This is a genomic window from Bacteriovorax sp. DB6_IX, from assembly GCF_000447775.1.
Taxonomy (GTDB): Bacteria; Bdellovibrionota; Bacteriovoracia; order Bacteriovoracales; family Bacteriovoracaceae; genus Halobacteriovorax_A.
In genome coordinates, this window is record NZ_AUNJ01000346.1 from 1 (window position 1) to 23638 (window position 23638).

General features: G+C 37.3%; 28 protein-coding genes. 14 read left to right on the forward strand and 14 right to left on the reverse strand.

Translation table 11 applies throughout. The features are described from left to right. Positions 1-447: 447 nt before the first annotated feature. Complete coding sequence (gene rlmN, locus M901_RS10575) at positions 448-1479, reverse strand: 23S rRNA (adenine(2503)-C(2))-methyltransferase RlmN (RefSeq protein ID WP_021278191.1); 1032 nt, start codon at positions 1477-1479, stop codon at positions 448-450. Between the two features lie 228 nt (positions 1480-1707). Next, a complete protein-coding gene (locus M901_RS10580; protein WP_053335857.1) occupies positions 1708-2334 on the reverse strand; it encodes an alpha/beta family hydrolase in 627 nt (208 codons plus the stop codon). A gap of 167 nt (positions 2335-2501) precedes the next feature. Between M901_RS10580 and M901_RS10585 the strand changes: the two genes are divergently transcribed. From M901_RS10585 to M901_RS10595, 3 genes are all read left to right on the forward strand, one after another. Next, positions 2502-4103: a serine protease gene (locus tag M901_RS10585; RefSeq protein WP_021278207.1), complete on the forward strand. Its 1602-nt coding sequence runs from the start codon at positions 2502-2504 to the stop codon at positions 4101-4103. 114 nt (positions 4104-4217) lie between these two features. After that, on the forward strand, positions 4218-4859 hold the full coding sequence (locus M901_RS10590) for a hypothetical protein (RefSeq protein ID WP_021278193.1): 642 nt from the start codon (positions 4218-4220) through the stop codon (positions 4857-4859). 65 nt (positions 4860-4924) lie between these two features. Further along, a complete protein-coding gene (locus tag M901_RS10595; protein WP_021278192.1) occupies positions 4925-5926 on the forward strand; it encodes an ABC transporter substrate-binding protein in 1002 nt (333 codons plus the stop codon). Here M901_RS10595 and truA read toward each other — a convergent pair. After that, positions 5923-6726 carry a tRNA pseudouridine(38-40) synthase TruA gene (gene truA / locus M901_RS10600; RefSeq protein ID WP_034721773.1) on the reverse strand — a complete coding sequence of 268 codons (804 nt, stop codon included), beginning with the start codon at positions 6724-6726 and terminating at the stop codon, positions 5923-5925. The genes M901_RS10595 and truA overlap by 4 nt on opposite strands. Positions 6727-6853: 127 nt before the next feature. Here truA and M901_RS10605 point away from each other — a divergent pair, with 127 nt between their 5' ends. The 5 genes from M901_RS10605 (at position 6854) to M901_RS10625 (ending at position 10355) form a co-directional block, all read left to right on the forward strand. Then, positions 6854-7471: a TetR family transcriptional regulator gene (locus M901_RS10605; protein WP_021278189.1), complete on the forward strand. Its 618-nt coding sequence runs from the start codon at positions 6854-6856 to the stop codon at positions 7469-7471. After that, entirely contained in the window at positions 7471-8124 is a 654-nt protein-coding gene (locus M901_RS10610; RefSeq protein WP_021278208.1) for an SDR family NAD(P)-dependent oxidoreductase, read from the forward strand. The genes M901_RS10605 and M901_RS10610 overlap by 1 nt, the downstream gene beginning before the upstream one ends. 84 nt (positions 8125-8208) lie before the next feature. Then, on the forward strand, positions 8209-8484 hold the full coding sequence (locus M901_RS10615; RefSeq protein WP_034721775.1) for a hypothetical protein: 276 nt from the start codon (positions 8209-8211) through the stop codon (positions 8482-8484). A 147-nt stretch (positions 8485-8631) separates the two neighbouring features. Further along, positions 8632-9360 carry a hypothetical protein gene (locus tag M901_RS10620; protein WP_021278198.1) on the forward strand — a complete coding sequence of 243 codons (729 nt, stop codon included), beginning with the start codon at positions 8632-8634 and terminating at the stop codon, positions 9358-9360. A gap of 29 nt (positions 9361-9389) precedes the next feature. Beyond that, a complete protein-coding gene (locus M901_RS10625) occupies positions 9390-10355 on the forward strand; it encodes a ParB/Srx family N-terminal domain-containing protein (protein ID WP_021278210.1) in 966 nt (321 codons plus the stop codon). Positions 10356-10368: 13 nt separating this feature from the next. Here the strand turns inward: M901_RS10625 and M901_RS10630 are convergent, their stop codons facing one another. Together M901_RS10630 and M901_RS10635 are read right to left on the reverse strand one after the other, a co-directional pair. Beyond that, complete coding sequence (locus tag M901_RS10630; RefSeq protein WP_034721777.1) at positions 10369-11133, reverse strand: hypothetical protein; 765 nt, start codon at positions 11131-11133, stop codon at positions 10369-10371. After that, positions 11057-11818 (reverse strand): DUF4423 domain-containing protein, encoded by a 762-nt coding sequence (locus M901_RS10635; protein WP_021278209.1) that lies wholly within the window; start codon positions 11816-11818, stop codon positions 11057-11059. The genes M901_RS10630 and M901_RS10635 overlap by 77 nt, the downstream gene beginning before the upstream one ends. A gap of 165 nt (positions 11819-11983) precedes the next feature. On the opposite strand from M901_RS10635, the gene M901_RS10640 reads away from it, so the two are divergent. Further along, on the forward strand, positions 11984-12730 hold the full coding sequence (locus tag M901_RS10640) for a M57 family metalloprotease (protein ID WP_021278196.1): 747 nt from the start codon (positions 11984-11986) through the stop codon (positions 12728-12730). 29 nt (positions 12731-12759) lie between these two features. On the opposite strand, the gene M901_RS10645 is transcribed toward M901_RS10640, so the two are convergent. Genes M901_RS10645 through M901_RS10660 form a run of 4 tightly spaced genes read right to left on the reverse strand, consistent with a single transcriptional unit; the run spans position 12760 to position 15742 of the window. Next, a complete protein-coding gene (locus M901_RS10645; protein WP_021278214.1) occupies positions 12760-13140 on the reverse strand; it encodes a hypothetical protein in 381 nt (126 codons plus the stop codon). A gap of 12 nt (positions 13141-13152) precedes the next feature. Continuing rightward, positions 13153-13953: an ABC transporter permease gene (locus M901_RS10650; protein ID WP_021278204.1), complete on the reverse strand. Its 801-nt coding sequence runs from the start codon at positions 13951-13953 to the stop codon at positions 13153-13155. Beyond that, positions 13953-14750, reverse strand: a complete 798-nt coding sequence (locus tag M901_RS10655; RefSeq protein WP_021278197.1) for an ABC-2 family transporter protein — start codon at positions 14748-14750, stop codon at positions 13953-13955. Before M901_RS10655 ends, M901_RS10650 begins: the two co-directional genes overlap by 1 nt. Next, on the reverse strand, positions 14750-15742 hold the full coding sequence (locus M901_RS10660; protein ID WP_021278199.1) for an ATP-binding cassette domain-containing protein: 993 nt from the start codon (positions 15740-15742) through the stop codon (positions 14750-14752). Before M901_RS10660 ends, M901_RS10655 begins: the two co-directional genes overlap by 1 nt. A 56-nt stretch (positions 15743-15798) precedes the next feature. On the opposite strand from M901_RS10660, the gene M901_RS10665 reads away from it, so the two are divergent. The 3 genes from M901_RS10665 to M901_RS10675 all read left to right on the forward strand — a co-directional run bounded on the left by M901_RS10665 (position 15799) and on the right by M901_RS10675 (position 17458). Further along, positions 15799-16359, forward strand: a complete 561-nt coding sequence (locus tag M901_RS10665) for a glutathione S-transferase family protein (RefSeq protein WP_021278194.1) — start codon at positions 15799-15801, stop codon at positions 16357-16359. Continuing rightward, positions 16356-16934: a MarC family protein gene (locus tag M901_RS10670; protein ID WP_021278206.1), complete on the forward strand. Its 579-nt coding sequence runs from the start codon at positions 16356-16358 to the stop codon at positions 16932-16934. The genes M901_RS10665 and M901_RS10670 overlap by 4 nt, the downstream gene beginning before the upstream one ends. A gap of 194 nt (positions 16935-17128) precedes the next feature. After that, positions 17129-17458, forward strand: a complete 330-nt coding sequence (locus M901_RS10675) for an acylphosphatase (RefSeq protein ID WP_021278215.1) — start codon at positions 17129-17131, stop codon at positions 17456-17458. Here M901_RS10675 and M901_RS10680 read toward each other — a convergent pair. Next, the gene (locus M901_RS10680) at positions 17455-18696 is read right to left on the reverse strand and encodes a HAMP domain-containing sensor histidine kinase (protein WP_021278200.1); all 1242 of its coding nucleotides are present in this window, start codon (positions 18694-18696) and stop codon (positions 17455-17457) included. The two genes, M901_RS10675 and M901_RS10680, sit on opposite strands and share 4 nt — an antisense overlap. Positions 18697-18748: 52 nt before the next feature. Continuing rightward, positions 18749-19291: a TrmH family RNA methyltransferase gene (locus M901_RS10685; RefSeq protein ID WP_021278190.1), complete on the reverse strand. Its 543-nt coding sequence runs from the start codon at positions 19289-19291 to the stop codon at positions 18749-18751. A gap of 85 nt (positions 19292-19376) precedes the next feature. On the opposite strand from M901_RS10685, the gene msrA reads away from it, so the two are divergent. After that, the gene (gene msrA, locus M901_RS10690; RefSeq protein WP_021278216.1) at positions 19377-19850 is read left to right on the forward strand and encodes a peptide-methionine (S)-S-oxide reductase MsrA; all 474 of its coding nucleotides are present in this window, start codon (positions 19377-19379) and stop codon (positions 19848-19850) included. 172 nt (positions 19851-20022) lie between these two features. Continuing rightward, complete coding sequence (locus M901_RS10695) at positions 20023-20271, forward strand: hypothetical protein (RefSeq protein WP_021278205.1); 249 nt, start codon at positions 20023-20025, stop codon at positions 20269-20271. Here M901_RS10695 and M901_RS10700 read toward each other — a convergent pair. The 3 genes from M901_RS10700 to M901_RS10710 all read right to left on the reverse strand — a co-directional run bounded on the left by M901_RS10700 (position 20268) and on the right by M901_RS10710 (position 23443). Further along, the gene (locus tag M901_RS10700; RefSeq protein WP_021278202.1) at positions 20268-21149 is read right to left on the reverse strand and encodes a DMT family transporter; all 882 of its coding nucleotides are present in this window, start codon (positions 21147-21149) and stop codon (positions 20268-20270) included. The genes M901_RS10695 and M901_RS10700 overlap by 4 nt on opposite strands. Positions 21150-21152: 3 nt before the next feature. Then, the gene (locus M901_RS10705) at positions 21153-22055 is read right to left on the reverse strand and encodes a 1,4-dihydroxy-2-naphthoyl-CoA synthase (RefSeq protein ID WP_021278213.1); all 903 of its coding nucleotides are present in this window, start codon (positions 22053-22055) and stop codon (positions 21153-21155) included. A 71-nt stretch (positions 22056-22126) separates the two neighbouring features. Continuing rightward, the gene (locus M901_RS10710) at positions 22127-23443 is read right to left on the reverse strand and encodes a hypothetical protein (RefSeq protein WP_021278211.1); all 1317 of its coding nucleotides are present in this window, start codon (positions 23441-23443) and stop codon (positions 22127-22129) included. Between the last annotated feature and the right edge of the window lie 195 nt (positions 23444-23638).

The window sequence follows — 23638 nt, forward strand, 5'->3', positions numbered from 1 at the left end:
TGAAGGAAGCTTTCACGATTTTTAATCAGTTCCTTGACTAGTGTTTGGTCTTCAAAGTAATCAAGATCCTCGACATCAAATATGAGTGCTTTTTTTATTTCAGACCAATCGAGTATATAACTCATTTGATTATTATGCTTTGCAAATATTTCTTCTATTAACTCATCTTCAAGAATTGTTCCCTTGGTGAGGAGAACTCTTAGAATTGGAGTTAATGAGTAGACTGAGTAACGAGTCCCCCTTTTTATATAGGGGAGTATTACTAAATATACACTTAAAATTTAAATTCTCATCGGCCGCAGTAAAGTATGCGATTTTTAGAGGAGATATAAATTCGTTAAGTGTTGTTGATAAATATTCTGGAAGGTCATCGTCCTTCAAGACAATTTCATTCATAGCTATATTTTAGCACCTTTTAAAAATTTAAAAACAGAGAAAAAAAGAATGTTATTTCGTATTAAGTTGACCACAAGCGGCAAGTATATCATCACCCTTGGTTGTTCTCACCATAGTGTGAAAGCCGCTTTCTGATAATTGTTCTTTAAACCATTCAACATCTTTCATTAAGGGCCTCTTATAAGGAGATCCTGGGAACTCATTAAAAGGGATGAGGTTGAAAATGACTGGTAGCCCCGTCAGCAATTCTTTAATCCTTTCAATATGCTCAAGAGAATGATTCATATCTTTGATAATAAGATACTCGAAGGTGAGAAATTGTCTCTTTCTCAGGTTTATAGTCTTTAACTGCTTGATGATTTCAGAAAGGGGATAGGCCTTATTTAATGGGATAAGCTCATTGCGTTGCTCATCAAAAGGCGAGTGAAAACTAAGGGCCAAGTTTATACCCATAAGATCATTAAAGTCTCTTAATCCTGGTAGATAACCCGCTGTTGAAAGAGTGACTTGTCTTGGACCAAGATGAAGTCCTTCAGTGGTAAAAAGTATACCTAAACACTTCTTCACTTGTTCAATATTGTGAAGAGGCTCTCCCTGTCCCATGAAGACAATATTCGGTGGTGCTGACTTTTCAGGCATATTCTTCTTTAGCCACTTAAATGCGAGGACATATTGTGCAAGAATCTCTGTGGAATCGAGATGGCGAGTTAGGCCTTGGGTTCCTGTAAAGCAAAAACTACACTTCATAGCACAACCAACTTGGGAGGAAATACAAATAGTGTATTTCTTTTCGAATGGGACTAAAACTGTTTCAACTGTTCTACCATCATTCATTTGAACGAGAAATTTAACAGTCTTCTGATCCGTTGATACCTGCTCTTTAACAACCTTGGGCAGCTCCAAGCTGATATTCTTTATGAGGTACTCTTTTAACTCAAGAGAAATATTCTCAATATTTTCAAATGAATCAATCTGCTTCTTATATACTTGGGTAAAGAGAGTTCTTGCATGAGCACTCTTTTGACCAATTGAAGTAACTAAATCTTCCAATTCATTGAGGGTGTAGTTGTAGAATGATTTCATATGAGTTTAATAAGAAAAAAATGGCGCATCCTGCGCCACCGACGCAACAACATCCTGTTGAAGACTCGGTCTATTTGTATAATTATTTCTGTTATAAATATATTGAGATTTGATAATAAAATTAATCAATGAAGGTGAGAAACTATTTAGAAGTCTTAAGTTATTTTTTATCATGAATAATAAAATTATATTAACAATTTTAACACTTTGCCAACAACGAATTCCAAATTATTTCATAAACTTTGAAATCTCTTTAGCAACATGAGCGATATGTTCTTCAAGTGAGTATCCAGACTTCTTTCTAGGTTTTAGAGAGTGATCCCCGTCTGCTAACCAATGTACTTTAACTTTCTTTGAAAGTGCGAATTGTGGAATATTTTCCTTATCTCCCATTGAGTCTCTTTCTCCTTGAAAGATAAGTGTCTTAGTTTTTAACTTGGCAAGGTGAGCAACTCTACCTTTGGGATCGAGTGGATCAAATTTTCCTGGGGCATAGAAAGGAAAGCCTAAACAAATTAGACCCTTCACTGTCGATTGATCAGCGATAAGAGAAGCCATTCGAGCGCCCATAGACTTTCCACCGATATAAACTTCATGATCATGAAATAAGTCTAAGACTTCGTTCCAAGTTTCCAAAAGTATTCTTTGAGGATTAGGCGGGCGTTTTTTTCCCGTCTCTCTTCTTTCGGCCATATATGGGAATTCAAAACGTGCTGTTTTAATTCCTTCTCTCGCCAAGGCATCGGCCACGTCGTTCATCCAGTCACTATCCATAGGGGCACCAGCACCATGTGCGAAGAGGAATACTTTCTTTTGAGATTTTGGTCCAGTAATAATAAGGTCTTTCTTTTTCATGTAATCACTATAGCCGGCCTTTTTAGAAAAGAGAAGGTGAGAAGTGTTCATTTATTTTGCAATCTCATGAAATAAGACGTTTGCTCAATAGGATTTAAGCTAGTTAGAAAGGATTGGTTGGCATCAAATCTGCATTAAAATATTTAATTTCTATATAAGGATATCCATTGTTTAAGAGAGCTTTTCTATTTCTATTCATTTCATTTAGTGTCTTAGCAAATGAGGGGATTCCCCGTTCAATTGGGGCGCTTATCACGAATGATGACTTAGTTGAAATTGATGTTAAAAGTGATCAGATTAAGCTTCTGAGAATTGGTAAGATTCCAAATATGTGTCAAACAGAAGAGTTCTACAATTTAGATGTTTATACCGATTGTACATTCTTTAAGATTTCATCAAACCTTGTGGCCACAGCGGGCCACTGTATTGGTCGCAATTTCGAAGAAGCAAAGAGCTTTTGTCAAAATCATAAAATAGTCTTTGGATTAAAAAGTGACTTAATTCTTAAAAAGGATGAGCAAGGTGATCTTATCATTAATAGAGAACAGGTCATTGCTTGTGATGAATTAGCTTACTTTAGTCCTTATCATGAATTTGATACCGCAATATTAAAAGTTTCAAATGCTGAGCATATTCCAAGTTTAGAAATTGAGAGAAAAGACCCTAGAGTTTCGGATAAAGTTTTTAAGTATGGCCACTCAAGAGGAGTCTTGCAAAAGTATTCTTCAGGGGAAGTCGTCAATAAGGTGATTACGTACCCTGTGGCCAGCAGTGAACTCAATATTTTTATGCATACTAATTTAAATGTTTTCTCTGGAGATTCTGGGTCACCACTTTTTAGTGAAGAGGGCAAAATCATAGGGCATCTAAGTGGAGCTATTCTTGGGCACTCTGATACATACTTGCGAAAGAGAGATCTTATGGATACGCACTTTTGTGAAGAAGATAAGCGTTATCTAGATGGTGATATTGGTTATTCAACTTATGTTAAATCAAATACAGCTCTTTTAGGTGCGAAGAATTTTTTAGAAAATAGAGATCTTGTTGAAAGATTTATTCTCAAACCAAATAGAGTCGATCTCAATTCTCTTTTAGCTATCGATGAGAACCTTAACTTTATTTCACAAAAAGGGCACTTGATAGATTTGGTTAACAAGGCAAAGGATTTTGATCGCATAAGAGCAGAAGTTATTCAGATTACACAGAAGAGAAGGACCATCCTGAATCAGCTTGAGACAAGGTTTATACCACCCGAAGTCGAAACGGATCTCAGTGTCGATATTGATTCTTTGTCTCGCCCAAATAGAAGACGACTACTAGAAAGAGCGCTTACTGAGGGACGTATTCAAGAAGTTCTTTTGAAATATGATGGTGAAACAGAATTATTCTATCTTCTTTCTGAGTTGTATAGAACAAAGGACAATCTTGAATTATTTAAGGAGATAGTAAAATCTCGACCACATCTTATTCTTCGAGGAGTTTTAGGATTTGGATTCACTCCAATAGATGAGATACATCTCTATATTGATAAGAAACCTATGCTATTAACTCTAAATGAAGAAGAGAAGATGGATTACTACGAACATCTCTTAGCTATTATAGAAGGTCTAAAATACCTAAAAGAGAATACGTCTCATATTGAAGAATTAAAAAGATTAGCAAGGGATAATGGTCATCCTGATTATGTTTCTGCTACATCATTAGATTGGTCCATTTTCTGGATCTATCAAGACTTTATCAAAATCTATGGGATCAATGATTTGGAATAATCAATGAGTTAGAGTTATTAATGTAAACTAGTTGTTAACTCTTCGTCATTTGTGGTCGGCCCTAGTGAAGTTTTGAAATAGTTCTGTCATACTCCATTTGAGGAGGTGGCAATAATGTTAAAATATCTAATCTTAATTCCTTTCTTTTTTCAAAATCCTACCTATGCAAAGAACCCTGTTGAGGATGGTTCTTCAAATGCCATATCTGGCGTCAAAATTATTGCCCACGCTTCAGAATTATCGATCGTGGATCAAGAGGTTGCAAAAGCAATTTTTAGGCGACTCCCTGTTAAAAGGGCCAACGCAGATTTGGTCCACGGGCTGATTTTTAAAAATGATAAGCACATATTTTGTGTCCGTGAACCAGACAGGATTTATCACTGCCACTTCTATATTAAAAATCTTGGTGAGGGGGAACTTAGCTCCTATTGGTCTGACCATGACTATGGAAAAGGAAGTCTTATGGAGTACTTGAAGCTTGAACCTCAAAAGGGAGTGGCAAAGCTGGAAGTCGTAGACAATAGATTGCATCTCTATACTGAAGGAAAGATAGCCAAATATCTCTATGAGCGCCTAGATCTTGCCAAAGTATCTTATCATCAAAGAGAGGATGGCATTCGTTATGAAAAGAGAATTGGTCGAAAGATGAAATGCATACGAGCTGAAGCTGAAAAGCAGGATATCCATGCTTGTCGAGTCTTTATCCCGATGGGGCCAGAAAAGAAACCTGCTCTAAAATCAAAAGAGAATGCCTAATATTAAGAAATATTCATAGTAAATACAAACTCTCTTATTCTTAGCGAAGTAGAATAAGAGAGACGATGAAAGCAATTTTACTCATTATATCGCTCCTACTAAGTTTAAGCTGCTTTGGCCAAAAGGAGCGAAAGAAAATTGTCCTTATTCGATCATTTGAGATTAACCTCGTTCGAAGCCATATCAAGCACTTTTTTAATTCTTTAAAAGAGCAGGGAATTAATCCTAGTAATGTGGATATTATTCAGTTCAATGGACGCGGTAATCCGAAGCTGATTAAAGAATTTGTTGAGAATTATATTATCCAGCATTCTCCTGATGTGGTTGTCACGAATGCAACTCTGGCAACGGCAATAGCAAGACCCTATCTAAGAGAAAAGAATATTCCACAAGTTTATTTTACAGTCTTTGATCCTGTTGATGCTGGGATTGTCGCAGATCTTGAAAATTCTAAAAGAGAGAATATTGCTGGAGCGTATCTTCTTTATGAAGGAGATGTCAGAGGTGAGTTATTTCATGAGATTATCGGAAAAAAAGACGACCGAGTTGGGATGATTTATTCTTCTTATCCCTCAGAGATAAGTTCCTTTAAGAGCTGGAAATCTTTTTTTGATAGACATGGAAAGTATTCATTTTCTGCGAGTATGATCAACTATCCAGGTAATAATCAACTAGAATTAAAAAAGCTTCTTTCAGATTTTAAAAGGCAAGTCGAAAAAATGAAAGATGAGGTAGATTATTTTATTCTTCCAGATGGCCCATTAGGAGTGAATCCCATTTATGTGAGATGGATAGAGAAAATTTCAGGTAAGCCAGTTCTCTTTGCGACTTCAGAGCAGTCGGTCAAGGCCGGCGCCATTTACTATGTTCACCCAGATGTAAAGCTTCATGGGGAAATTGCAGCGAAGATTGTCGTTGATATTTTAAAGGGAAGGGATATCAGACTAATGCCAAGTCAGATTCCAAGACCTCCTGTGATATTTTTAAATTTAAAATCAGCAAAGAAGTTTGGAATTGATGTTCCTAAAAAGTATCTCAATCGTGCTAAGGGCTATACGCTCTACTAAAGCTCGAGATCCATATACTTCTGAGGATATTTTATAAAATGCAAGAAGAGTCCATGAGGTGGAGCAATAAAGCCAAGCTTCTGTCTATTCTGAGGAAATTCAAGACTCTGTCTTACTTGATCAATAGTAACAGTCCCATTTCCAACTTGGACTAGGGTTCCCATTATTATTCTGACCATTTGCTTGAGAAATCCCGCCCCTCGAATTCTTAGGGCATGTGATTTAATCTGAATACCATCGAGATCCATTTGGTATTGTTCAATGAGCTCACATTCATATACTTTTCTAATTGTATTGGAGACGTGTTCTGCGCGGTAACAGTAATTTTTAAAATCATACTCACCGACAAAGAGTTTCGCTGCCTCGGCCATTAAATTGAAATTTAATTCTTCTTCAAAGTTGACAGTGTAGGGAAACATCCAAGGCCTTGTTTCTGCTTTATTTTGAAAGAGATAGAGATACTCCTTATCCTTTGCAAATGCGATGACCTTGAAATAGCTATGGGTTCTAATGACATTCTCAGCTCGAATATCAAAGGGAAGGTTTTGATTTAAAATCTTTTTTAGCTCTGCGGGCTCAAGATTTAGATCGGTAAGATTGACTCTTACGACTTGTCCAAGAGCATGAACACGAGCATCAGTTCGACTCGCGCCAATCGTGTGAAATTCAGTTTCTTGTGGCAGAGCTTTCTTTAGGGCATCTTCAAAGGCCTGGTGGACAGAGGGAAATTGCTTCTGTTTTTGCCAACCAAAATAGCGAATGCCGTTATATGAAAGTTTCACAAGATAATACTTATTCATAAGGCATTGTTATCAAAGATTTCCAGTATTTAAAATGGCGCTTTTACAAATCTTTTCAGAAAGTGCTATAGTTATTGAAAATCTATTGAAATTTAAATTGCGGCGCGTTGAGCGTCTAGGGCTGTTAATGGGAAAGATAAGATCAACTAGTCTCGAGGAAAAAGAACTTAAAAGAGGAATGATTATTAAGGCCGCTTTTGAGTTGCTAAACCAGAACTTTGAGAAGCTTCCTTCAATTAGTGAAGTTGCCAAACAAGCAGGTGTAGCAAAAGGGACTGTTTATACATATTTTGAAACGAAGGAAGAGCTTTTCTTGGCCGTCCTTCTCAGTTTATTTCACGAGTGGGCAAAGTCATTTCGCTTTGAATCTAATCAGGTTGAAAGCTTCCTCAATGAATTTGTTGAATCTCTTGTTCAAAGACCAGTTCTTCTCAAACTTGCATCTAAGGCACCAGTTGTTTTAGAGAGAAATGTTTCGGAAGAAGTTTTTCTCAATTATAGAAAAGGTCTCGCAAAGCTAATTGATAGTGTTGCGACTATTATGAAAGATAAGTTTGAAACACCTCAAGACAATCTTCGAAAGAAAGTCGTACTCTCGTACAATGTTCTTATCGGTGTTTGGCAAAACTGCGATATCAGCGACAGTTTTAAGTCTTCATTGAATGAGCATGGTTTAGAAATCGTTAATATCGATTTTAGAAGAGATGGCCTTGCTATCTTAAAACCACTTTGGGGCCTTAATTAATGCGCGTTCTACTTTCTGGTGCAAATAGAGGAATTGGTTTACAACTGGCCACCCAGCTCTCTGGTCGTGAGGGAGTAGAACTCCATTGCTTACAAAGAAATCGAAGCGAAGACCTAGATAAGCTCCCTCTCACTATTCACGCTGGGTATGACTTTTCTCAAGAGGGATTTTTGGAAAAGAGTGATGCGCTAGAAGGTGAGTTTGATCTTGCCATTTTGAATGCAGGTATTGGTTTTACTAATGAAGAAGAGTTACAGTTAGAGAAACTCTCTCAGCAATTTATGGTGAATGCAATTTCACAGGTTGCTCTTGTTCATAGAATGAGAAAGAAGTTTCGTTATGGAGCAAAGATTGTCTTTATCTCTAGTATCATGGGTTCTACTCAAGATAATACTGGAGGCTATTATGGTTACCGTGCTTCAAAAGCGGCCTTGAATAATTTGGCCGTAACTCTTTCTAAGGAATTTTCATCCCTTGGGATTACGGTTCTTCTCTTCCATCCTGGTTATGTTCAAACTGACATGACAAATGGAATGGGGAATATTACAACAGCTCAATCAGCACAGAATATCCTCGAAGATATTCAAAAGTTTGATCTCTCACATACTGGCCTCTATTGGCATACAGAAGACAAGGTAGAAATTCCATACTAGTTCAGATTTTCTTGTCAGAAGCATCAGTATTCAATAAAAAGACTCTTAATAAGGAGTTTTAGATGAAATTTTTTAGTTGTCGCTTTGGCACTTTTAAGTTCCCTAACATCATTCGCAAGTGGTTATAGTGCTTGTGAGAGTCATGTTTTGGCCTCTGTGGAGAGTGAGATTCTCTCTTCTGGTGGTAAGCTTTCATCAATTGAAGGTTACTCTAATTACGATGTGAAGTATCTGGGAGATGGGTTCTTTGATGTTAATTACCTTGTGTGGTCTGAAGATCAAATGACATCTGAGAATGCGACTTTTGAGGTTGTCATTGATGCTTCATGTAATCCAATAGATGTTGTTTTAATTCAGTAGTATCATCCTGAATTTACGCTTTCTGTTATAGAGAAATAATAACAATAGTACGTTATATCAGATAGATACGTATTTTTTATAAGTTGGACTTATATAATTTATTTGTTACAACTAATGCGATTTTAACCCTTTCTAATTGGAGAGTTCATGAAGTCGCTACTTCTTGTATCCTTATTATCATTATCTTTTGCAGTTTCTGCATCTAATTCAAAAACACATTTTAATCAGATAAATAACTATGTTGATAAAGACTGTCCAACATGGAACTTTGAGAGATTTACAAATATTCAAAAGTATATCTTCTTTGGAGTTCAAGATGCTAAGAAGCACGGATACTCATATGGTTTTCCAATTTCTAGAGAAGGTGTCGATGATATCTGGTGTGCTCTTGAAGTTGAGAGAGGGATGGTTAACAAGGCCTGTTCAAAAGATCTTTACTTAAATATGGATCGTCCTTTTGCTGAGATGGCAGGTAAAGCTCCTTTTGAAAGTGAGATTGAAGTTTCTTTCTATGATAGAGAAGAGCAAATGAATGCTTACCTTGCTTATGTTTCTAAGGTTGCGAAGAGAGAAAATATTAAGAGACCAAATGTTGGTGCTGTTCTTGAAATCCTTTCTCGCTACTATCTTCAGGAATTAACAAATATTTATCCAAAGAAAGATTTTACTATTGGTTCTGGTGTGGAATATACATATGCTAAGGGTAAGAGAACAATTGGTGAGCTTGATATCATTGTTTACGACAGAGTGACTTGTAAGGTAACGGCACTCGGTGAGTCTAAAGCGTCTAGTTCAAAGAACCAAAGAAAGAGCTTGCAAAAGGCGAGAAAGCAAATCGCACGTTTTAAAAACTTCATGAAAAGAAATTCAAAATAATCCTTAAGCCCCTAGAAATAGGGGTTTTTTTGTCTCGTAGACCATTCAACTTCTCTACCTTTATAGCCGATAAGTTTAGTGTGAAACATTGGACATTTCTCATACTCATCACTTTTAGCTCATGCTCTCAAAATGGACTTAAGTTTATTAAGCGCAACCCTTCTTCTGTTAGTCATATGGGTTGCTTTAGCGCGATTAATGGATTTCCTAAAGAGAAGTCTTATTACTTTGGCGCCAAGAGGACAGAGCCTCTTGCCACTTTTGATGAGCAGATCCAAGTCACTCAATTTCTCTATGGAAGACCAGGCGTTATTAATCGAAAAAGAGAGATTCGAAATTTAAGTTTTGATGAACTTCTTAATTATTTAAAAGAAAAGCCTATTCCTTATGTCTTAGGGCCAAATGGTATGAAGTATATTATTGACCGTCATCATTTTTCTCGATCACTCTTTGAGCTCAAGAGCGAGTTGAGTGAAAAATTTGGTGCCAATGCTAAAGAGATAAAGATTTACTTTCAAAAAGTAGAGTTTGATGAGGTTAATCCTCAGGATCTTTCTGATGAAGAATTTGTAGAATTGATGAAAGACAATAAGCTGACCTATTTAAAACATTCAAACGGCGAGATAAAGCCTTTTCATAAGCTTCCTCTATCAGTGGGAGGTCTTGAAGAAGACTATTTTAGAGGACTCTCTTGGCTTGTGAGAAAGAGTGGGGCCTATAAGAAATCTGACATACCTTTTGCTGAGTTTTATTGGGGGGAATATCTAAAGAAAAACCTCTCCCTAGATAAGCTTAAATATTCTAAGAAGAATATAAGAAAGGCGATTCGTCTTGCACTCACTTTTTCTGATGAGGCAAGTAAGCTTCCTGGTTTTAAAGGGGCAATAGGAATGGATGAGCTTGAGTTAGAGGACCTTGTCAAAAAGTCTATGAAGAAGCTCAAAAAGAAAAACCTCTTCGATCTAGAAGGTCTAGATGAAGAGGCCAGTGTTTAGTATTGAAATCAATTTAAAAAATAATGAAATTATCTACAACTTGCTTATTATCAGAGCACCTCATCAGAAGTGATGATTGAATACTCCCATTTACCTCATGCATATTATAGAGAATGAAGTCTTCACACTCTAGCTCTTCCATTGGAAGTTTTAAATCTTTAGCAACACCTCTTTTGATAAGGTGAACAATTGGACTTCCCGATGGGAGGTTGTAAACAGAAATACGATCATCTGTATCAGGCATATTCAGAAAGTATGTCGATGGAAGAATCGTAATTGATTGTGCCACTAAGTGGCCGATCTTATCTGCTATAAAGTGATCTTCTACACCAATTTGATGAAGTAGCTCATGAATAAGTAAGCTCGTAATGACTTCAAGGGCTTGATGTGAAGGAATAGAGTAGAGTTTATCTAAATTGATAAAGATATTGGCACCAATACGATTAAACGTCATGGCAATTCGATATTCACCATCTGTGAAGAAGTAATCCGACTCAGGAAAGTATACGATTCTCGTCTTCTCCATGATTTCAGGAAGAACACGATCTAGCTCGTAAAGTTCAATCTTTCCATAGTCATCAGAATTATTCTCTAGATGTCTCTTGATTGTTGTTGGAAGGTTAACCCAAGCCTTAGCTACAATATTTTCGTAGAGCCCAGCTCCATTTCCAACTTCATCTGCTCCTAAAAATGCATAAGTACTAATGCTTGTTAAAAGTACTAGCGTCTTTATGAGATTTCGTAAGTGGGTGTAGTGAAATTGATACACTGTAAACATCCTCTCCCTGCTTATCGTAAGCAAGTTGTCCAAGTTTTCTCCTAAAATTCTTGATCTCTTCCTTGATTTTAGGAATGTTGTCTTTCGTCGTTATAAATGAGATCGCTGAGAGATCTCTAAGTTCCATATCTACATTTTCGATGCAGTCGATGGCCCTTTCTAAGTTTTCCCTGTGAAATGATCGAATCGACTGGCTTGAAATATTGCTGGTCGTTCTAAAAGTTTCATAGACTCTAGTGAAGTATTTACCGTCATAATCAAGAAGCTCTTTTTCAACAAGCCCATTGAGAATTTTCTTTACTTCATCCAAACTGAAATCAACTCTTTGATGAATTTCATCTACAGTCCAGTTTATAGAGTGATTTTGTAAAAGAGAGAGTATCGTAAAATTTTTGAGGTTATTAATTGTCTCAAATGTTTTTGGGTCAATCTCTTTAATGGCCTCATCCGCAAATCGAATTCCATTATCAAAAAGAAGTTTGAGATATTCGATCTCATTTAGCTCAAGGGCCTCTCTGAGTTTTTCGCAACTTTTCGGACCAAGTTTTGCCTGATCAGACATTGATTTAGAAAGAGAGTTCCTATTAACATCCAGGTCTCTAGCAAAGGCCCTGAGAGAGTAATGGATATTTCTCTGTTTTCTCAGTTCTAAATGTGTGTTTAAAAGCTCGCTCGTGTAACTCATAAGGCATATAAAGTATGTCTGTCGTCACTATAATGCAAAAGGATAGAGCTTAATTTTTCTTACAACTGTCATTTTTGACTTATGACAGTAATTGCGCCGTGTAAGAACGTGTAAGATGCTTTTTGATTCTATACGAAATATCGTTTTCTCCATCAGGGAGGAATTATGAAAAAAACAGTATTCGTTTTATCGCTATTTATGTCGCTATTAGTTAATGCTCAAGTGACTGTTTTTAAGGAACCATTTAAAGGTGGAGTCCATATTGTAGATGGGGATATCCCTGTGAGTGACCTCAACGAGATAGAAAAATATCTTGCGCCAAAGAATTACGTTAATAAATTAATTATAAATGTGCTGGCCGGGAATCTTGTTGACAGTTGGTCTGAAGCACAGCGTTTTAATCTTTCGTACTGCATTAGTAACGAATTTGGAGATAAGAAAGAACAGGTCATCGCGTCAATGGAGGAAGCTTCTCAGGACTGGATGACGACGGGGAATTTAAAATTTGTCTATGATCCTTCTCAAGATGAGGAGTGCCATGCTGGAAATGAAAGTATTCTCTTTGATATTAGACCGGCAAATCACGGAGGTTATTTAGCAAGGGCATTCTTTCCAAGTTCTCCGCGCTCTCAAAGAAACCTTATTATTGATCAATCAAGTTTTACAATAGATGAGTCGGCCCTTGTAGGGATTCTTAGACATGAAATTGGACATATCCTTGGCTTTAGACACGAGCATATCTCTGATGACAATGAAACTGGGAAATGTAAAGAAGATAGAAACTTTAAACCACTGACAAATTACGACAATAAGTCTGTTATGCATTATCCGCAATGTGGTGGAAAGAACGATATACTAAATTTAGTTTTAACGGATACGGATCGTGAGGGAGTGTCTCTCGTGTATAATTAATAATCGGCTTGCGCAAAGGATGGGGTTTCTTAAAGAAGCCCCATCTCTTTTCCTTTTTGCATGAGGTTTTCTTTTTCCTCAGGCGACATATTCATCAGCATATCTTGCATTCTTTTTAATTCTTCAGGACTCATTTTTGCCATCATTTCTTGGGCCTGCTTCATCATTTGAGCTTGATCCATACCGGCAAATGGATTGGCCTGATCTTGAAGCTTAAAGAAAATTGTCTTGTCCGCTCCAATCTCTGAGTGAATCCCGTGTTCTTCTTTCATTCTTTCTAAAACCGCATTGAAACTGAAACCCTTATTATCTGCAACTTCATACATCTTTTCTGTAGGAAGAGAGACTTTCTTTTGAGGGAAGCCGTTATTTTCAAGGTTCTTAATAATCGAGTTGATAAAGTTTTCCATATGGTCTCCTTTTTAACTAGAGGCTGAGTCGTAATGATTAAGTCCTTTATTCCATATAAAGATAAGGACGTAGTATGAAAGTATACAGGCCACAAGCATCCCAACGAGATATGGCCAGTTATTAATATCAAAAAGAAAGTGTACTGGACCCGATCCAATTAAGAGGACTGGAAGCCCAAAAGTTAAGAGTTTCTTTGTGAAATAGCCATAAATAAAGTCCGGCCATCTCGATATCTGCTGCATCTGCATTCTTAAGAAGTTAATCCCCAATCCTTCTACCAGCCAAAACATGGCACAAGAAATAATAAATTCCAGGAGGGCCAGCAGGATAAAGGCCAAAATAATGAGAAAGGGTAAGAGTACCCATTGGATAATTCCAAAATTATTCTTCATTCCAAAATAGATCATCGTTCCTGTTGTAAGAAAACTATTTGGTATAGAAGAGGGTTTAAAATATCTGAGAAAGACGATGAAAATTGAGCTCAGTGGCCTGAGTAAAGTGAAGTCTAAGTTTCCGGATTTCAGGTCATCTGAAAAGCGCCAAAAACTATGACTCAAGAGTAGCATGTGAAGGTGATCTACAGTGAGCATAAAGGTAATAAAGAACATAAGCTGTTCTCTTTTCCAACTTCCAACTTGAGCGACATGGTCGTAAATAAAGTCGACAGTTAAAAGCGCAGAGAGAAAGAAGAAAGTATCCATAAAAATCATGAGGATAAAACTTGTTCTAAAGCTCGTTGCCTCAGAAATACTTGTCGAGACAAATTTTCTGTAAACTGAGAGATAGTGTTTGGCTTCGCTAATTAACTTCATTACATCCCCGCCGCAGTATAAAGCCTAATTCCACGCTTCCAGAGGTAAGAATTAATGGCCGCAAAGATTCCTATCCAGATCGTGATTGTTCCATAGAAGTTCACCATATTTACTGGAGAGCCCATAAATATCTTAATTGGATAATAGGTTAGGTATGGGAAGGGAGTGTACGTTAGAAACTCTCTGAAAAATTCAGGAAAGAGCTCTAGTGGGATAATGGCCCCCGAAAGAAAGACTGTCACAATCTGTAGAATGACTCGCATAATCCAAGTTTCTTCTAGCCAAAAAGCTAACATTCCCGTGAAGTATTGAAGGGCATACCAGAACATACTGACGTAGAGACAAGCAGTGATTCCATTGAGTAAACTTGCTGTCGAAAAATCAGGCATAATACCTAGTAAGACAAATACCCCAATAGAGAGACTCGTAATGGCCAATTGGAGAATTTGGAATCCAATAAATGAGGCCGTGTGAAACTCCCAAAAATTAAATGGGTAGATGAGATAACTTGAAATTCTTCCCATGCGTATATCAATTGATAAGTTTAAAGCTGTATGTCCTTGTGCTATTTGAGCTACGACAAAGCTCCATATATGGTAAGTTATCATCTCGTGGAAACTATAGCCCTTGATGATAAGTCCTTCTTCCGCTGAATATATCGACGTCCAAAGATTGTACTTAATAAAGAAGAAAACAAGGGACGGTCCAATAATTTGCAAAAAGAAGTTGAGTCGATAAGCAGTGTATCGAGACCATGATATGCGAATTGTTTGAAACCACTTTAATATATTATTCATTAGACGTTCTTAAGTATTTCAGGGTCTTCCATGATCTTCTTCATCACCTTTTCAATAGGCATTTTCTCTGTATGAAAATCAATAACCGGGAATTTATTTAAGATGGCCGCTGAGACTTCTCTTATCTCATGTTCATCTAACTTCAACTCGACTTCATCACAGTTTTCCGTGAAGATAGCATCTTGGTCTTTCCAGAACTCATCATTCTTGTCGATACACTGATTAAAAGTAAAGTAGACTGACTTCTTATGCCCTAAGACTTTCTCAAATTTAGAGAGTGGTCCATCATAAGATTTCTTTCCTCCTGAGATAAGAACAAGGTGAGGGCATAGGGCCTGAACATCGGCCATATAGTGTGATGTCAGCACAACTGTAATATTATGTTTTGCGTGATATTCCTTAAGGAATTGGCGAATATTTTCTTGGGCCACCAGATCCAATCCAATTGTAGGCTCATCAAGAAAGAGAACTTGTGGGTCATGAAGTAGCGAAGCCATCAGTTCAAGTTTCATTCTCTCTCCAAGGGAGAGTTTTCTAACATGGACATGAAAGAGATCTTTAACGTTAAGAAGTTCACCCATCATATTCACTTTCTCATTAAATCTCTTATCAGGAATTTCGTAATACCTCTGTAGAAGTTTAAAAGAATCGAGAGAGGGAATATCCCACCAAAGTTGAGATTTCTGTCCCATAACAAGAGCAATCTTTTTACGGAATTCTTTTTCCCTTTGCCATGGGATATGTCCGGCAATCTCTATCTGGCCAGAGCTCGGTACAATAATACCTGTTAGCATTTTCATCAGGGTTGTTTTTCCGGCGCCATTCGGTCCTAAAAGCCCAATGATCTCACCTTGCTCAATATTGAGGTCAAAGTGATCGACAGCATATTTCTCTATAGGCTCTCTTTTAAAAAAAGCATTGAATGCTCCTTTTACGCCTTCTTGCTTTTTGTAACTTACAAATTTTTTGGTAAGATCTTTTGTAATAATCATAGCGCAGAATATATGACTTAAGTTAGCTTGTGACAAGTTTGATGCGAGGAGACATTATGAGAAAACCAATACTTATGGGGTCAGTGGCCTCTCCTTTTGTAAGAAGAATTCGCCTTCTTTTAGATGATGCTGATTATGACTTTCAAATCATTAATGTCATGTCTCAAGAGGGGCAGGAGGAGCTGGCCAAGCATAGTCGTACTAGGCGTGTTCCAGTTTTTCTCGATGGAGAACTTGAAATTTTTGATTCACCAATAATTGCCGCTCATGTACTTAGGAGGGAGTTTTCTCTAGATGAAAAGCTCTTTATGAAAGAAGTCGATGAGTTAACTGATGCAGGCCTGCTCCTTTATCAAATGAAGGTTTTTAATCTTGATCCAAAACGTGAGAGTAAGATGGCGAAAATCATAGAGGGCAGACTTCTAAGAATTCTATCCTATCTTAATGAAGCTTCAGTTGAGTTAGGTGATGAATTGGGACTCAAGGAAATTTGGTTATATACAACTCTCGATTGGTTTAAATTTCGCTCCGTTCAGGACTGGGGAGTCTATGAGAACCTTGTAAAATTTCATCAGAAATTTACATCCAATGAAAATATAGTTAAAACCGCCCCATGAACTTGACTCTAAAAGATATATTCTCAGTTTCTCTTATTCTCTTCTCTGTTATTGATATCATTGGGGCCATTCCAATCATCATAAATTTGAGGCAGAAGCATGGTTCAATTGAATCTGGGAAGGCCACAATTTACTCTGGAATTATCATGTTCCTCTTTCTCTTTGTGGGATCGAATATCCTTAAACTCTTTGGTGTCGATGTCACATCATTTGCCGCTGCCGGAGCTCTAATTATGTTCTTCCTGGGATTAGAGATGGTGCTTGGAGTTGAGATCTTTAAATCTGAACCTGATGAGAGTAATGCTAAGTCGACAATGGTTCCTCTTGTTTTTCCACTTATTGCGGGTGCGGGAACAATGACGACACTGATATCACTCAGGGCAGAATTTGGTAAATGGGATATTGGAGTTGGGATTCTTATCAACCTCATAGTGATCTATTTAGTTCTTAGATCTTCTTCTCTTATTTCTCGTATTCTAGGACCTTCGGGATTGATGGTAGCGAGAAAGATGTTTGGAATCATTCTTTTAGCGATTGCCATTAAGCTGGCGAAGAAAAGCTTCGGAATGGAATAAAATCGAATTTGCCACGAAATATTGTACTTCGCTGCCTTCGCGGTAGAATCATAGAATTTCTTCATAGTCTTTTGATCTCCTAATTGAACTTCTCATATGATAGGGCAAGCACCGAAGGCCCTATCTCGCAGCATGGGCTCCGTGTATACTGTATGGAATGTTATTAAGATTAAAAGTGAGTCATTGAGGTATATATGAAACAGAGCTTTTGTGTTTATGGAAAAGTTCAGGCCGTGATGTTTAGAAGAACTTTTTGCTTAGGAGCAAAGAAGAGAGGATTTGATGCCGGAGCGACAAACTCTCGCGAAGATCGCGATAAAGTGACATGCTCATTAGTTGGGGATCGGGAACATGTGGAGCGCTTCTTAGAAGAGTTACAAGTATCAAGTGAGCTCAACTCGTGGGGGGCTAAGGTTGAGAGTATCCAACTACTTGATAAGTTTGTTAGTTTAGAGCGCCATGAAGTGACGACTGAAAATGTAGAAGATAAACCATGGTCCACTGATGTTGAGTTCTATATCTAAGCTCCCTTCAATTGTGGAATAATTAAAGTGAATGTTGTCCCCCGATGCAGTTTACTTTCTACTTCAATCTCACAGCGTAATGACTTGAGAACTTCATAACTCATATAGAGCCCTAGTCCTGTTCCTTCAGAAACATTCTTAGTGGTAAAGAAGGGTTCGAAAATCTTGTTGAGATTTGTTTCTTTTATTCCACAACCGTTGTCTTCAATAGAAATACGAAGCTTCTTATTTTTGAGTTCACTATGAATCTTAATTATTGGCTTTTCTGGGCGCTCTTTATTTATAGCAAAAATAGCATTGGCAAAGAGGTTTGAAATAATTCTTCTAAAGGGAACTTCTGGTAAGTAATACTCTTCAGCATGCTCGAGATCGTGCTCAAAATTGATATCGAGATATGATGTTCTGAAATGGTTAATCTCTTTCATTAACGACTCTGATACTGGTTTTACTTCGGCGAGTTTATCTTCTGCTAAGAATGAATTAATGATCTCTGTTGCTCTATCACTTGAACTTCTCATAATTCTAAGACATTCTTCAATCGTCTCCGAGTCTTCGCCTAGTTGATGTTGGGAAAGAGTTTCTTTGAGTATCAGAGCTGAGTTTGTAATAAGGTTTAAGGGATTTCTTATCTCGTGGGCCAGTCCTGTCGCTAGTGTCGAGATAGAACTCATCTTCTCTAAACTGAAGGCCATTGATTTAATCTTCTTAAGTTCAAGCGTTCTCTTTTCGAGCTCTTTTTTTAAGTTTTCTTCTGCCTGGGAACGGGCGATTTCTGTACTAAGTCTTCCAGCACAAAACTCTAAGACCGTATTAAAGAGGGTTTCGTCTTCAATAGGTTTATCATTGAGTACAACTAAGAGAGCGGCAAGGCTATTGTCCTCATTTAAAATTGGGACACCTGAGTAAGACTCGATTTTCATTTCGGCCAGTAAGAGATCTTCAGGAAATAGTTTGGCAACATTGCTAGGATGAGTACAAACTCTCTTACCTGAGATGACATTCAGACATGGAGTTCCGTTCAGGTCATATTCAAAATTCTTATCTAAGACACCGTCAGTAAGAACCACCTCTGTCATAATCCTTCGAGGATTGTCTTCTCTTGGTTTTCCTAGTAGGAGATACTTTATATCTAAAACACGAACTAAGTTCTTTGCTAGTTGTAGTGTAAAATCCTTCCCTCGAATGGTTTGATCTATATCAATTATAGAGAAGAGTATCTGATTTATTTCTTGGCCCATCCCATTTCTCCTATGACTATATTATATAGGAGATTGGAGGATTGTTGCGAATTTATTGTGAAATTTCCTTACCATGTTGATTGGTATACTCGTACATTGAAATTGTTGCAGCGATACTCACATTCAGGCTTTCAGTGAGTCCATATTGCTTAATCTTTAACACTTTTGAGGCCTCAAACTGATCTTTATCATACATTGGTCCAAACTCTTCGTGGCCAAAGATAAAGGCCGACTTTTCTGGAAGCTGACAATCATTAAGATATTCAGTGGCCTTTGAGTCAAAAGTAATGGCACTAAAACCTAGCTCTTTAATTCTTGCCGCAGACTCATCAAATGAGTGATAGAAGTATGTCTTAACTCTTTTAAGGGCCCCTTTTGCTGGAGTCGGATCAAAGAACTTTGTTCCTATGATATGCACTTCTTTAACCGAGTAAATCTCCGCAGAGCGCATAATCTTACCCATGTTAAAATTTCCTTTGAGATGATCGAGAACTATAATGAGTTCATGAATTCCTTCTTTAGACTTCTCTAGATTAATCTCAAGCTCTTTTTCAAACTTCTTTTGTAGAAAGGCGCGCGTTTTCTTTTTTCCCATAATCACTCAAATAATATGTAACAAGTTCTTAAATATAGACACAAAATAGGTGATAATAAGCTGATAAGCAATAGAGGAGTGAATTATGTCAGAAGTTGCAATATTTGGAGCAGGTTGTTTTTGGGGTGTCGAAGAAAAATTTCGTCAACTTCATGGAGTCATTGAAACTGAGGTCGGTTATTGCGGTGGTGATCTTCCTGACACGGATTATAAAGAGGTCTGTACAGGTACAACTAATCATGCCGAAGTTGTTAAAATCACATTCGATTCAAGCCTTATAAAATATGAGGAACTTCTCGATGTTTTTTGGAATTCTCATAATCCAACATTGTTAAATAGGCAGGGACCAGATATTGGAACTCAGTACCGCTCAGTTATCTTCTATACTCAAGAGGATCAAATCGAAAAGGCTAAGAATTCAATGGCAAAATTTGATGCCAATGGGCCTTTTGAGAACCCTGTGGTCACTCAAATTGTAGAAGTAAAGAATTACGTAAGAGGTGAGGAGTATCACCAGAAGTATCTCTTAAAAAGAGGCCAAACTACTTGTGGTCTTTAAAACAGGGAGACAAGAAAAATTGTCTCTTTTCCAACTTTTTGAGCCTTACTTTCAATAGTTAATATTTATTAACCTTTGTTGTAAGTGTCTAAATTTAAACAATAGTCCTATTTTCTTCATATTTTCCCCCGAATTTGTCCAATAATTATTGAAAGAGTTCGGAGGGAAAATTATGGACATCGACAATTTTAAAGAAACATTTCGTAATCAGTGTAGAGAGGAAGTGAAAGAGATCTATCTTGAGTCTGAACAAGAAGGGGAATTTCATCCAAACCTATTCAATGAGAAACTAATCAATGTTTGGCGTGCTGCAAGCATGAACGGAATTGATGAGTACGATTTTTCTTATTTAGTACATGATGTTATCCAGGCCAATGTTGCGCTGGTTACATTTCCATTCGATCAGCCCATCGCCGCTTAAGCGGTATGGGCCGGCTTTTGGATTTGTGCAAATTTTGGAATTAGGGCCACGGCCACGAGAATGACTAGTGCTCCTACAAATCCTTGAGTTGAAATGATCTCATCAAAGAAAACTTTTCCAAAGATACTCGCAAAGATTGACTCACTCAAAAAGACGAGCCCAACAATATGTGGTGGCGTTCTCTTTTGGGCGAAAATCTGAAGTGAGAATGCAATCAATGAAGAGAAGATTGAAAGTATAACAAAACCGATAAGGCTTGAGGGAAAGCTCAATGCTTTGGCGCTAAATAGTGGAGAGAGACTCACTGGACCTTCGATCAAGAGTCCTAATGCAATTCCTTGTATTCCCATGAAGACACACTGTAGGAAATTGAAATTAATTGTATCGACTTCTTCTGCATAGTGGTCAACGGCCATAATATGTAGGGAGAAGAAAAGTGCGGATGCAAGGACGAAGAGATCTCCCGTATTGAATCCATCAAGTTTCATATCACACATAAGAAACATCCCAAACATTGCGACACAAAGTAATAGCCAAAATGTTTTTCTCAGTTTCTGTTTTAAAATGATCACGCTTAGTATCGGGGTAAAAACAGAATAGAAGACTGTTAGAAAACCTGATTTTGCCATTGTTGTTAGGGCAATTCCAATTGTCTGTAATTGTAGGGCGGTCATCAAAAGAATAGAGCAAATGATTGCACCTTTTACATCTTTAAAACCTTTTCTAAAAAAAAGTATTGGAAGAGCAAGAGCTCCTGCAAAGGCATATCTTAAGCAATGAGACCAAATTGGAGAATAATCAATAAGTGTCCAACGGGTCCCGGCAAAGCCGAGACCCCATATTGCACATGCTATAGTGAGAAGAAATAAACCTAACACTGTTTAGAAGTGCCAAGGGAATTGAGAGAAGTCTTGATCTCTTTTTTCTAAGAAGGCCGTTCTTCCTTCATGAGCTTCATCTGTTCCATAGGCAAGTCTTGTTGCTTCTCCTGCAAAGAGTTGCTGTCCTACAAGACCATCGTCAAGAAGGTTGAATCCGAATTTTAGCATTCTCATGGCCGTCGGAGATTTTGAGTTCATTTCCTTGGCCCATCTTAGAGCTTCTGTTTCTAGTTCATCGTGTGGGATGACTTTATTTACCATTCCCATTTGGAATGCCTCTTCAGCTGAATAGTTAAATCCACAGAAGAAGATTTCTCTTGCTCTCTTTTGTCCACATTGTCTTGCAAGATAAGCTGAACCATATCCCGAATCAAATGAGGCAACATCTGGATCTGTTTGCTTAAAGATTGCGTGTTCTTTTGAAGCTAAAGTCATGTCACAAACAACGTGCAGAGAGTGACCTCCACCAACTGCCCAACCTGGAACTACCGCTACAACAATTTTTGGCATGAATCGAATTAAGCGTTGAACTTCTAAGATATGTAGGCGACCAAGTTTAGCTGGGTCTTGTGAACCATCTTCACTGACATATTTATAACCATCTTTTCCACGAATTCTTTGATCACCACCTGAACAGAATGCCCAACCAGCATCTTTAGGTGAAGGACCATTTCCTGTAATAAGGACAACTCCAACATCAGAAGTCATTCTTGCGTGATCAAGAGCACGGTAGAGTTCATCAACTGTCTGAGGTCTAAAAGCATTTCTAACTTCTGGTCTATTAAAGGCGATTCTTACTGTTCCTTGGTCTTTGGCCCTGTGATACGTAATATCCTTAAAGTCAAAACCTGGAACAACATCCCATAACTCTGGATTAAAAATTTCAGACACTTTTTCAGTCATTTATATCTCCGTTTTTCAATGTATTAAGTAAGCGGATACTAAACTTGGTGCAGTGGGTAGTCAACCCATTCCTAGAGCTTAATCTTGATCTTATTCTCCCTAATTTCAATACTTTGAGAAGATAAAAACTTTCTAAGAAGATAGAGGCTTAGGCTTGTTGCCGATATACCAAGTACTTGCGCTTTTCTAACATGTAAATCTAGGGCCTTAGCATTTTGATCATAGGAAACGTGACCTTTAAGCGTTAGGGGGACACGAAAGAGAAGCTTTGTTTTTCCCTTTAAAGTGAAATGCCCGTCAATAATACGAAAATTAATATTCTTTATATTACTAAGATCGATAAGGTCTTTATTTTCTTTTTCAAGATACTGTTTTGAGTCTGAATCAAGTTGGGAGAGACTTAAACTCATTTCTTTTAGGCAGCCTTTGATTAGAATTTTATCATTTAATGAGCTCTCACTATTGTTTACTTTGTGACACTTCAGCCTTAGTCCACGAACAATTGTTTCCTCTTGGTCAGCATAGAACTGAGAAAAATCGGAGTGAATCTTCAAGGAGTTTTCATCTAATTGTAAATCAATATGAGAAATTCTCGCATTAATGGTGTTATCTCTGAATGTAAAGTTAGCTCCAAAAAGGCGAGAGTATTTTAAACATCCTATTAAAATTTTATCAAAGTCCATTTCTTTGAGTTGAGGATCTTTGAAACATGTCAGGAGACCTTCAGACATTTGAAACTGCGATTCATTAATTCTTCCCATCATTGAGTGGGTTTTAATATCAAGTCGATCACTAAAGATGGCCAATGATTCCGTTGTTAAATCTATTTTAAACTGACTTGTGTTAGGCGAGAGGAGGTTTTCAATCTTAATGAGACTCTTCTTTGAGTGATTAGGAAGAATTGTCGTATTTCTCAAACAGGCGATGTCAATATCACTAGTAAATTCCCCATCTGTTTTACAGTGCATATCAATATTTTCAACCAGGAATTTATACTCTTTAGTATTTGCCTCAAGGTAATCTGCTTGTATGGCTATAAGCTCTGTTGATAACTCGATATCAGCATTACGGGCCTTTAACTTTTCTAATTCAAAGATAATATTATCTTCTTCAAAAGCTGTTGAAAATGTTAGACCATCTTTAGAAAAATAGAAGCGATTCTTTAAGAGATAGGTTTGGGCCACGAAGCTTTCATCATGGTTTTGCTCGAGAAAGAACTCATTATCATCCATTGAAATGTAGAGTTTCTTGGCGATTGTTTCACCCCTGATGATAAGGTCTTCAGGTGATCGCGAGAGATCCATTGTCTCAATAAGAAAGTGCATGTAATCGGAAGAAGCATAGGAAGGAGCAGCCATCAGAGCGATAAGCAAAGCAAAGGTTTTCATTCAATGTCCTTTTTCCCCAAACGGACTATAACGTAAAAAGCTGGAAAGTCATAATCGAATTTTTCTCAATTTGAAAAAATAAATAATTCTAGGGACTTAATAATCAGTTTTCACTTATGAGAACATTGGAATCTTTATAGGTTCTTAACTTTACTTTCAAAAACCTTTCTCTAATCCAAATATTAACTGGTGCAC

Coding starts and splice junctions, on each gene's coding strand:
- rlmN (WP_021278191.1), bottom strand. CDS start 1,479: ATGAAATCATTCTACAACTACACCCTCAATGAATTGGAAGATTTAGTT.
- M901_RS10580 (WP_053335857.1), bottom strand. CDS start 2,334: ATGAAAAAGAAAGACCTTATTATTACTGGACCAAAATCTCAAAAGAAA.
- M901_RS10590 (WP_021278193.1), top strand. CDS start 4,218: ATGTTAAAATATCTAATCTTAATTCCTTTCTTTTTTCAAAATCCTACC.
- M901_RS10595 (WP_021278192.1), top strand. CDS start 4,925: ATGAAAGCAATTTTACTCATTATATCGCTCCTACTAAGTTTAAGCTGC.
- truA (WP_034721773.1), bottom strand. CDS start 6,726: ATGAATAAGTATTATCTTGTGAAACTTTCATATAACGGCATTCGCTAT.
- M901_RS10605 (WP_021278189.1), top strand. CDS start 6,854: ATGGGAAAGATAAGATCAACTAGTCTCGAGGAAAAAGAACTTAAAAGA.
- M901_RS10610 (WP_021278208.1), top strand. CDS start 7,471: ATGCGCGTTCTACTTTCTGGTGCAAATAGAGGAATTGGTTTACAACTG.
- M901_RS10620 (WP_021278198.1), top strand. CDS start 8,632: ATGAAGTCGCTACTTCTTGTATCCTTATTATCATTATCTTTTGCAGTT.
- M901_RS10630 (WP_034721777.1), bottom strand. CDS start 11,133: ATGTTTACAGTGTATCAATTTCACTACACCCACTTACGAAATCTCATA.
- M901_RS10635 (WP_021278209.1), bottom strand. CDS start 11,818: ATGAGTTACACGAGCGAGCTTTTAAACACACATTTAGAACTGAGAAAA.
- M901_RS10640 (WP_021278196.1), top strand. CDS start 11,984: ATGAAAAAAACAGTATTCGTTTTATCGCTATTTATGTCGCTATTAGTT.
- M901_RS10645 (WP_021278214.1), bottom strand. CDS start 13,140: ATGGAAAACTTTATCAACTCGATTATTAAGAACCTTGAAAATAACGGC.
- M901_RS10650 (WP_021278204.1), bottom strand. CDS start 13,953: ATGAAGTTAATTAGCGAAGCCAAACACTATCTCTCAGTTTACAGAAAA.
- M901_RS10655 (WP_021278197.1), bottom strand. CDS start 14,750: ATGAATAATATATTAAAGTGGTTTCAAACAATTCGCATATCATGGTCT.
- M901_RS10660 (WP_021278199.1), bottom strand. CDS start 15,742: ATGATTATTACAAAAGATCTTACCAAAAAATTTGTAAGTTACAAAAAG.
- M901_RS10665 (WP_021278194.1), top strand. CDS start 15,799: ATGAGAAAACCAATACTTATGGGGTCAGTGGCCTCTCCTTTTGTAAGA.
- M901_RS10670 (WP_021278206.1), top strand. CDS start 16,356: ATGAACTTGACTCTAAAAGATATATTCTCAGTTTCTCTTATTCTCTTC.
- M901_RS10675 (WP_021278215.1), top strand. CDS start 17,129: ATGAAACAGAGCTTTTGTGTTTATGGAAAAGTTCAGGCCGTGATGTTT.
- M901_RS10680 (WP_021278200.1), bottom strand. CDS start 18,696: ATGGGCCAAGAAATAAATCAGATACTCTTCTCTATAATTGATATAGAT.
- M901_RS10685 (WP_021278190.1), bottom strand. CDS start 19,291: ATGGGAAAAAAGAAAACGCGCGCCTTTCTACAAAAGAAGTTTGAAAAA.
- msrA (WP_021278216.1), top strand. CDS start 19,377: ATGTCAGAAGTTGCAATATTTGGAGCAGGTTGTTTTTGGGGTGTCGAA.
- M901_RS10695 (WP_021278205.1), top strand. CDS start 20,023: ATGGACATCGACAATTTTAAAGAAACATTTCGTAATCAGTGTAGAGAG.
- M901_RS10705 (WP_021278213.1), bottom strand. CDS start 22,055: ATGACTGAAAAAGTGTCTGAAATTTTTAATCCAGAGTTATGGGATGTT.
- M901_RS10710 (WP_021278211.1), bottom strand. CDS start 23,443: ATGAAAACCTTTGCTTTGCTTATCGCTCTGATGGCTGCTCCTTCCTAT.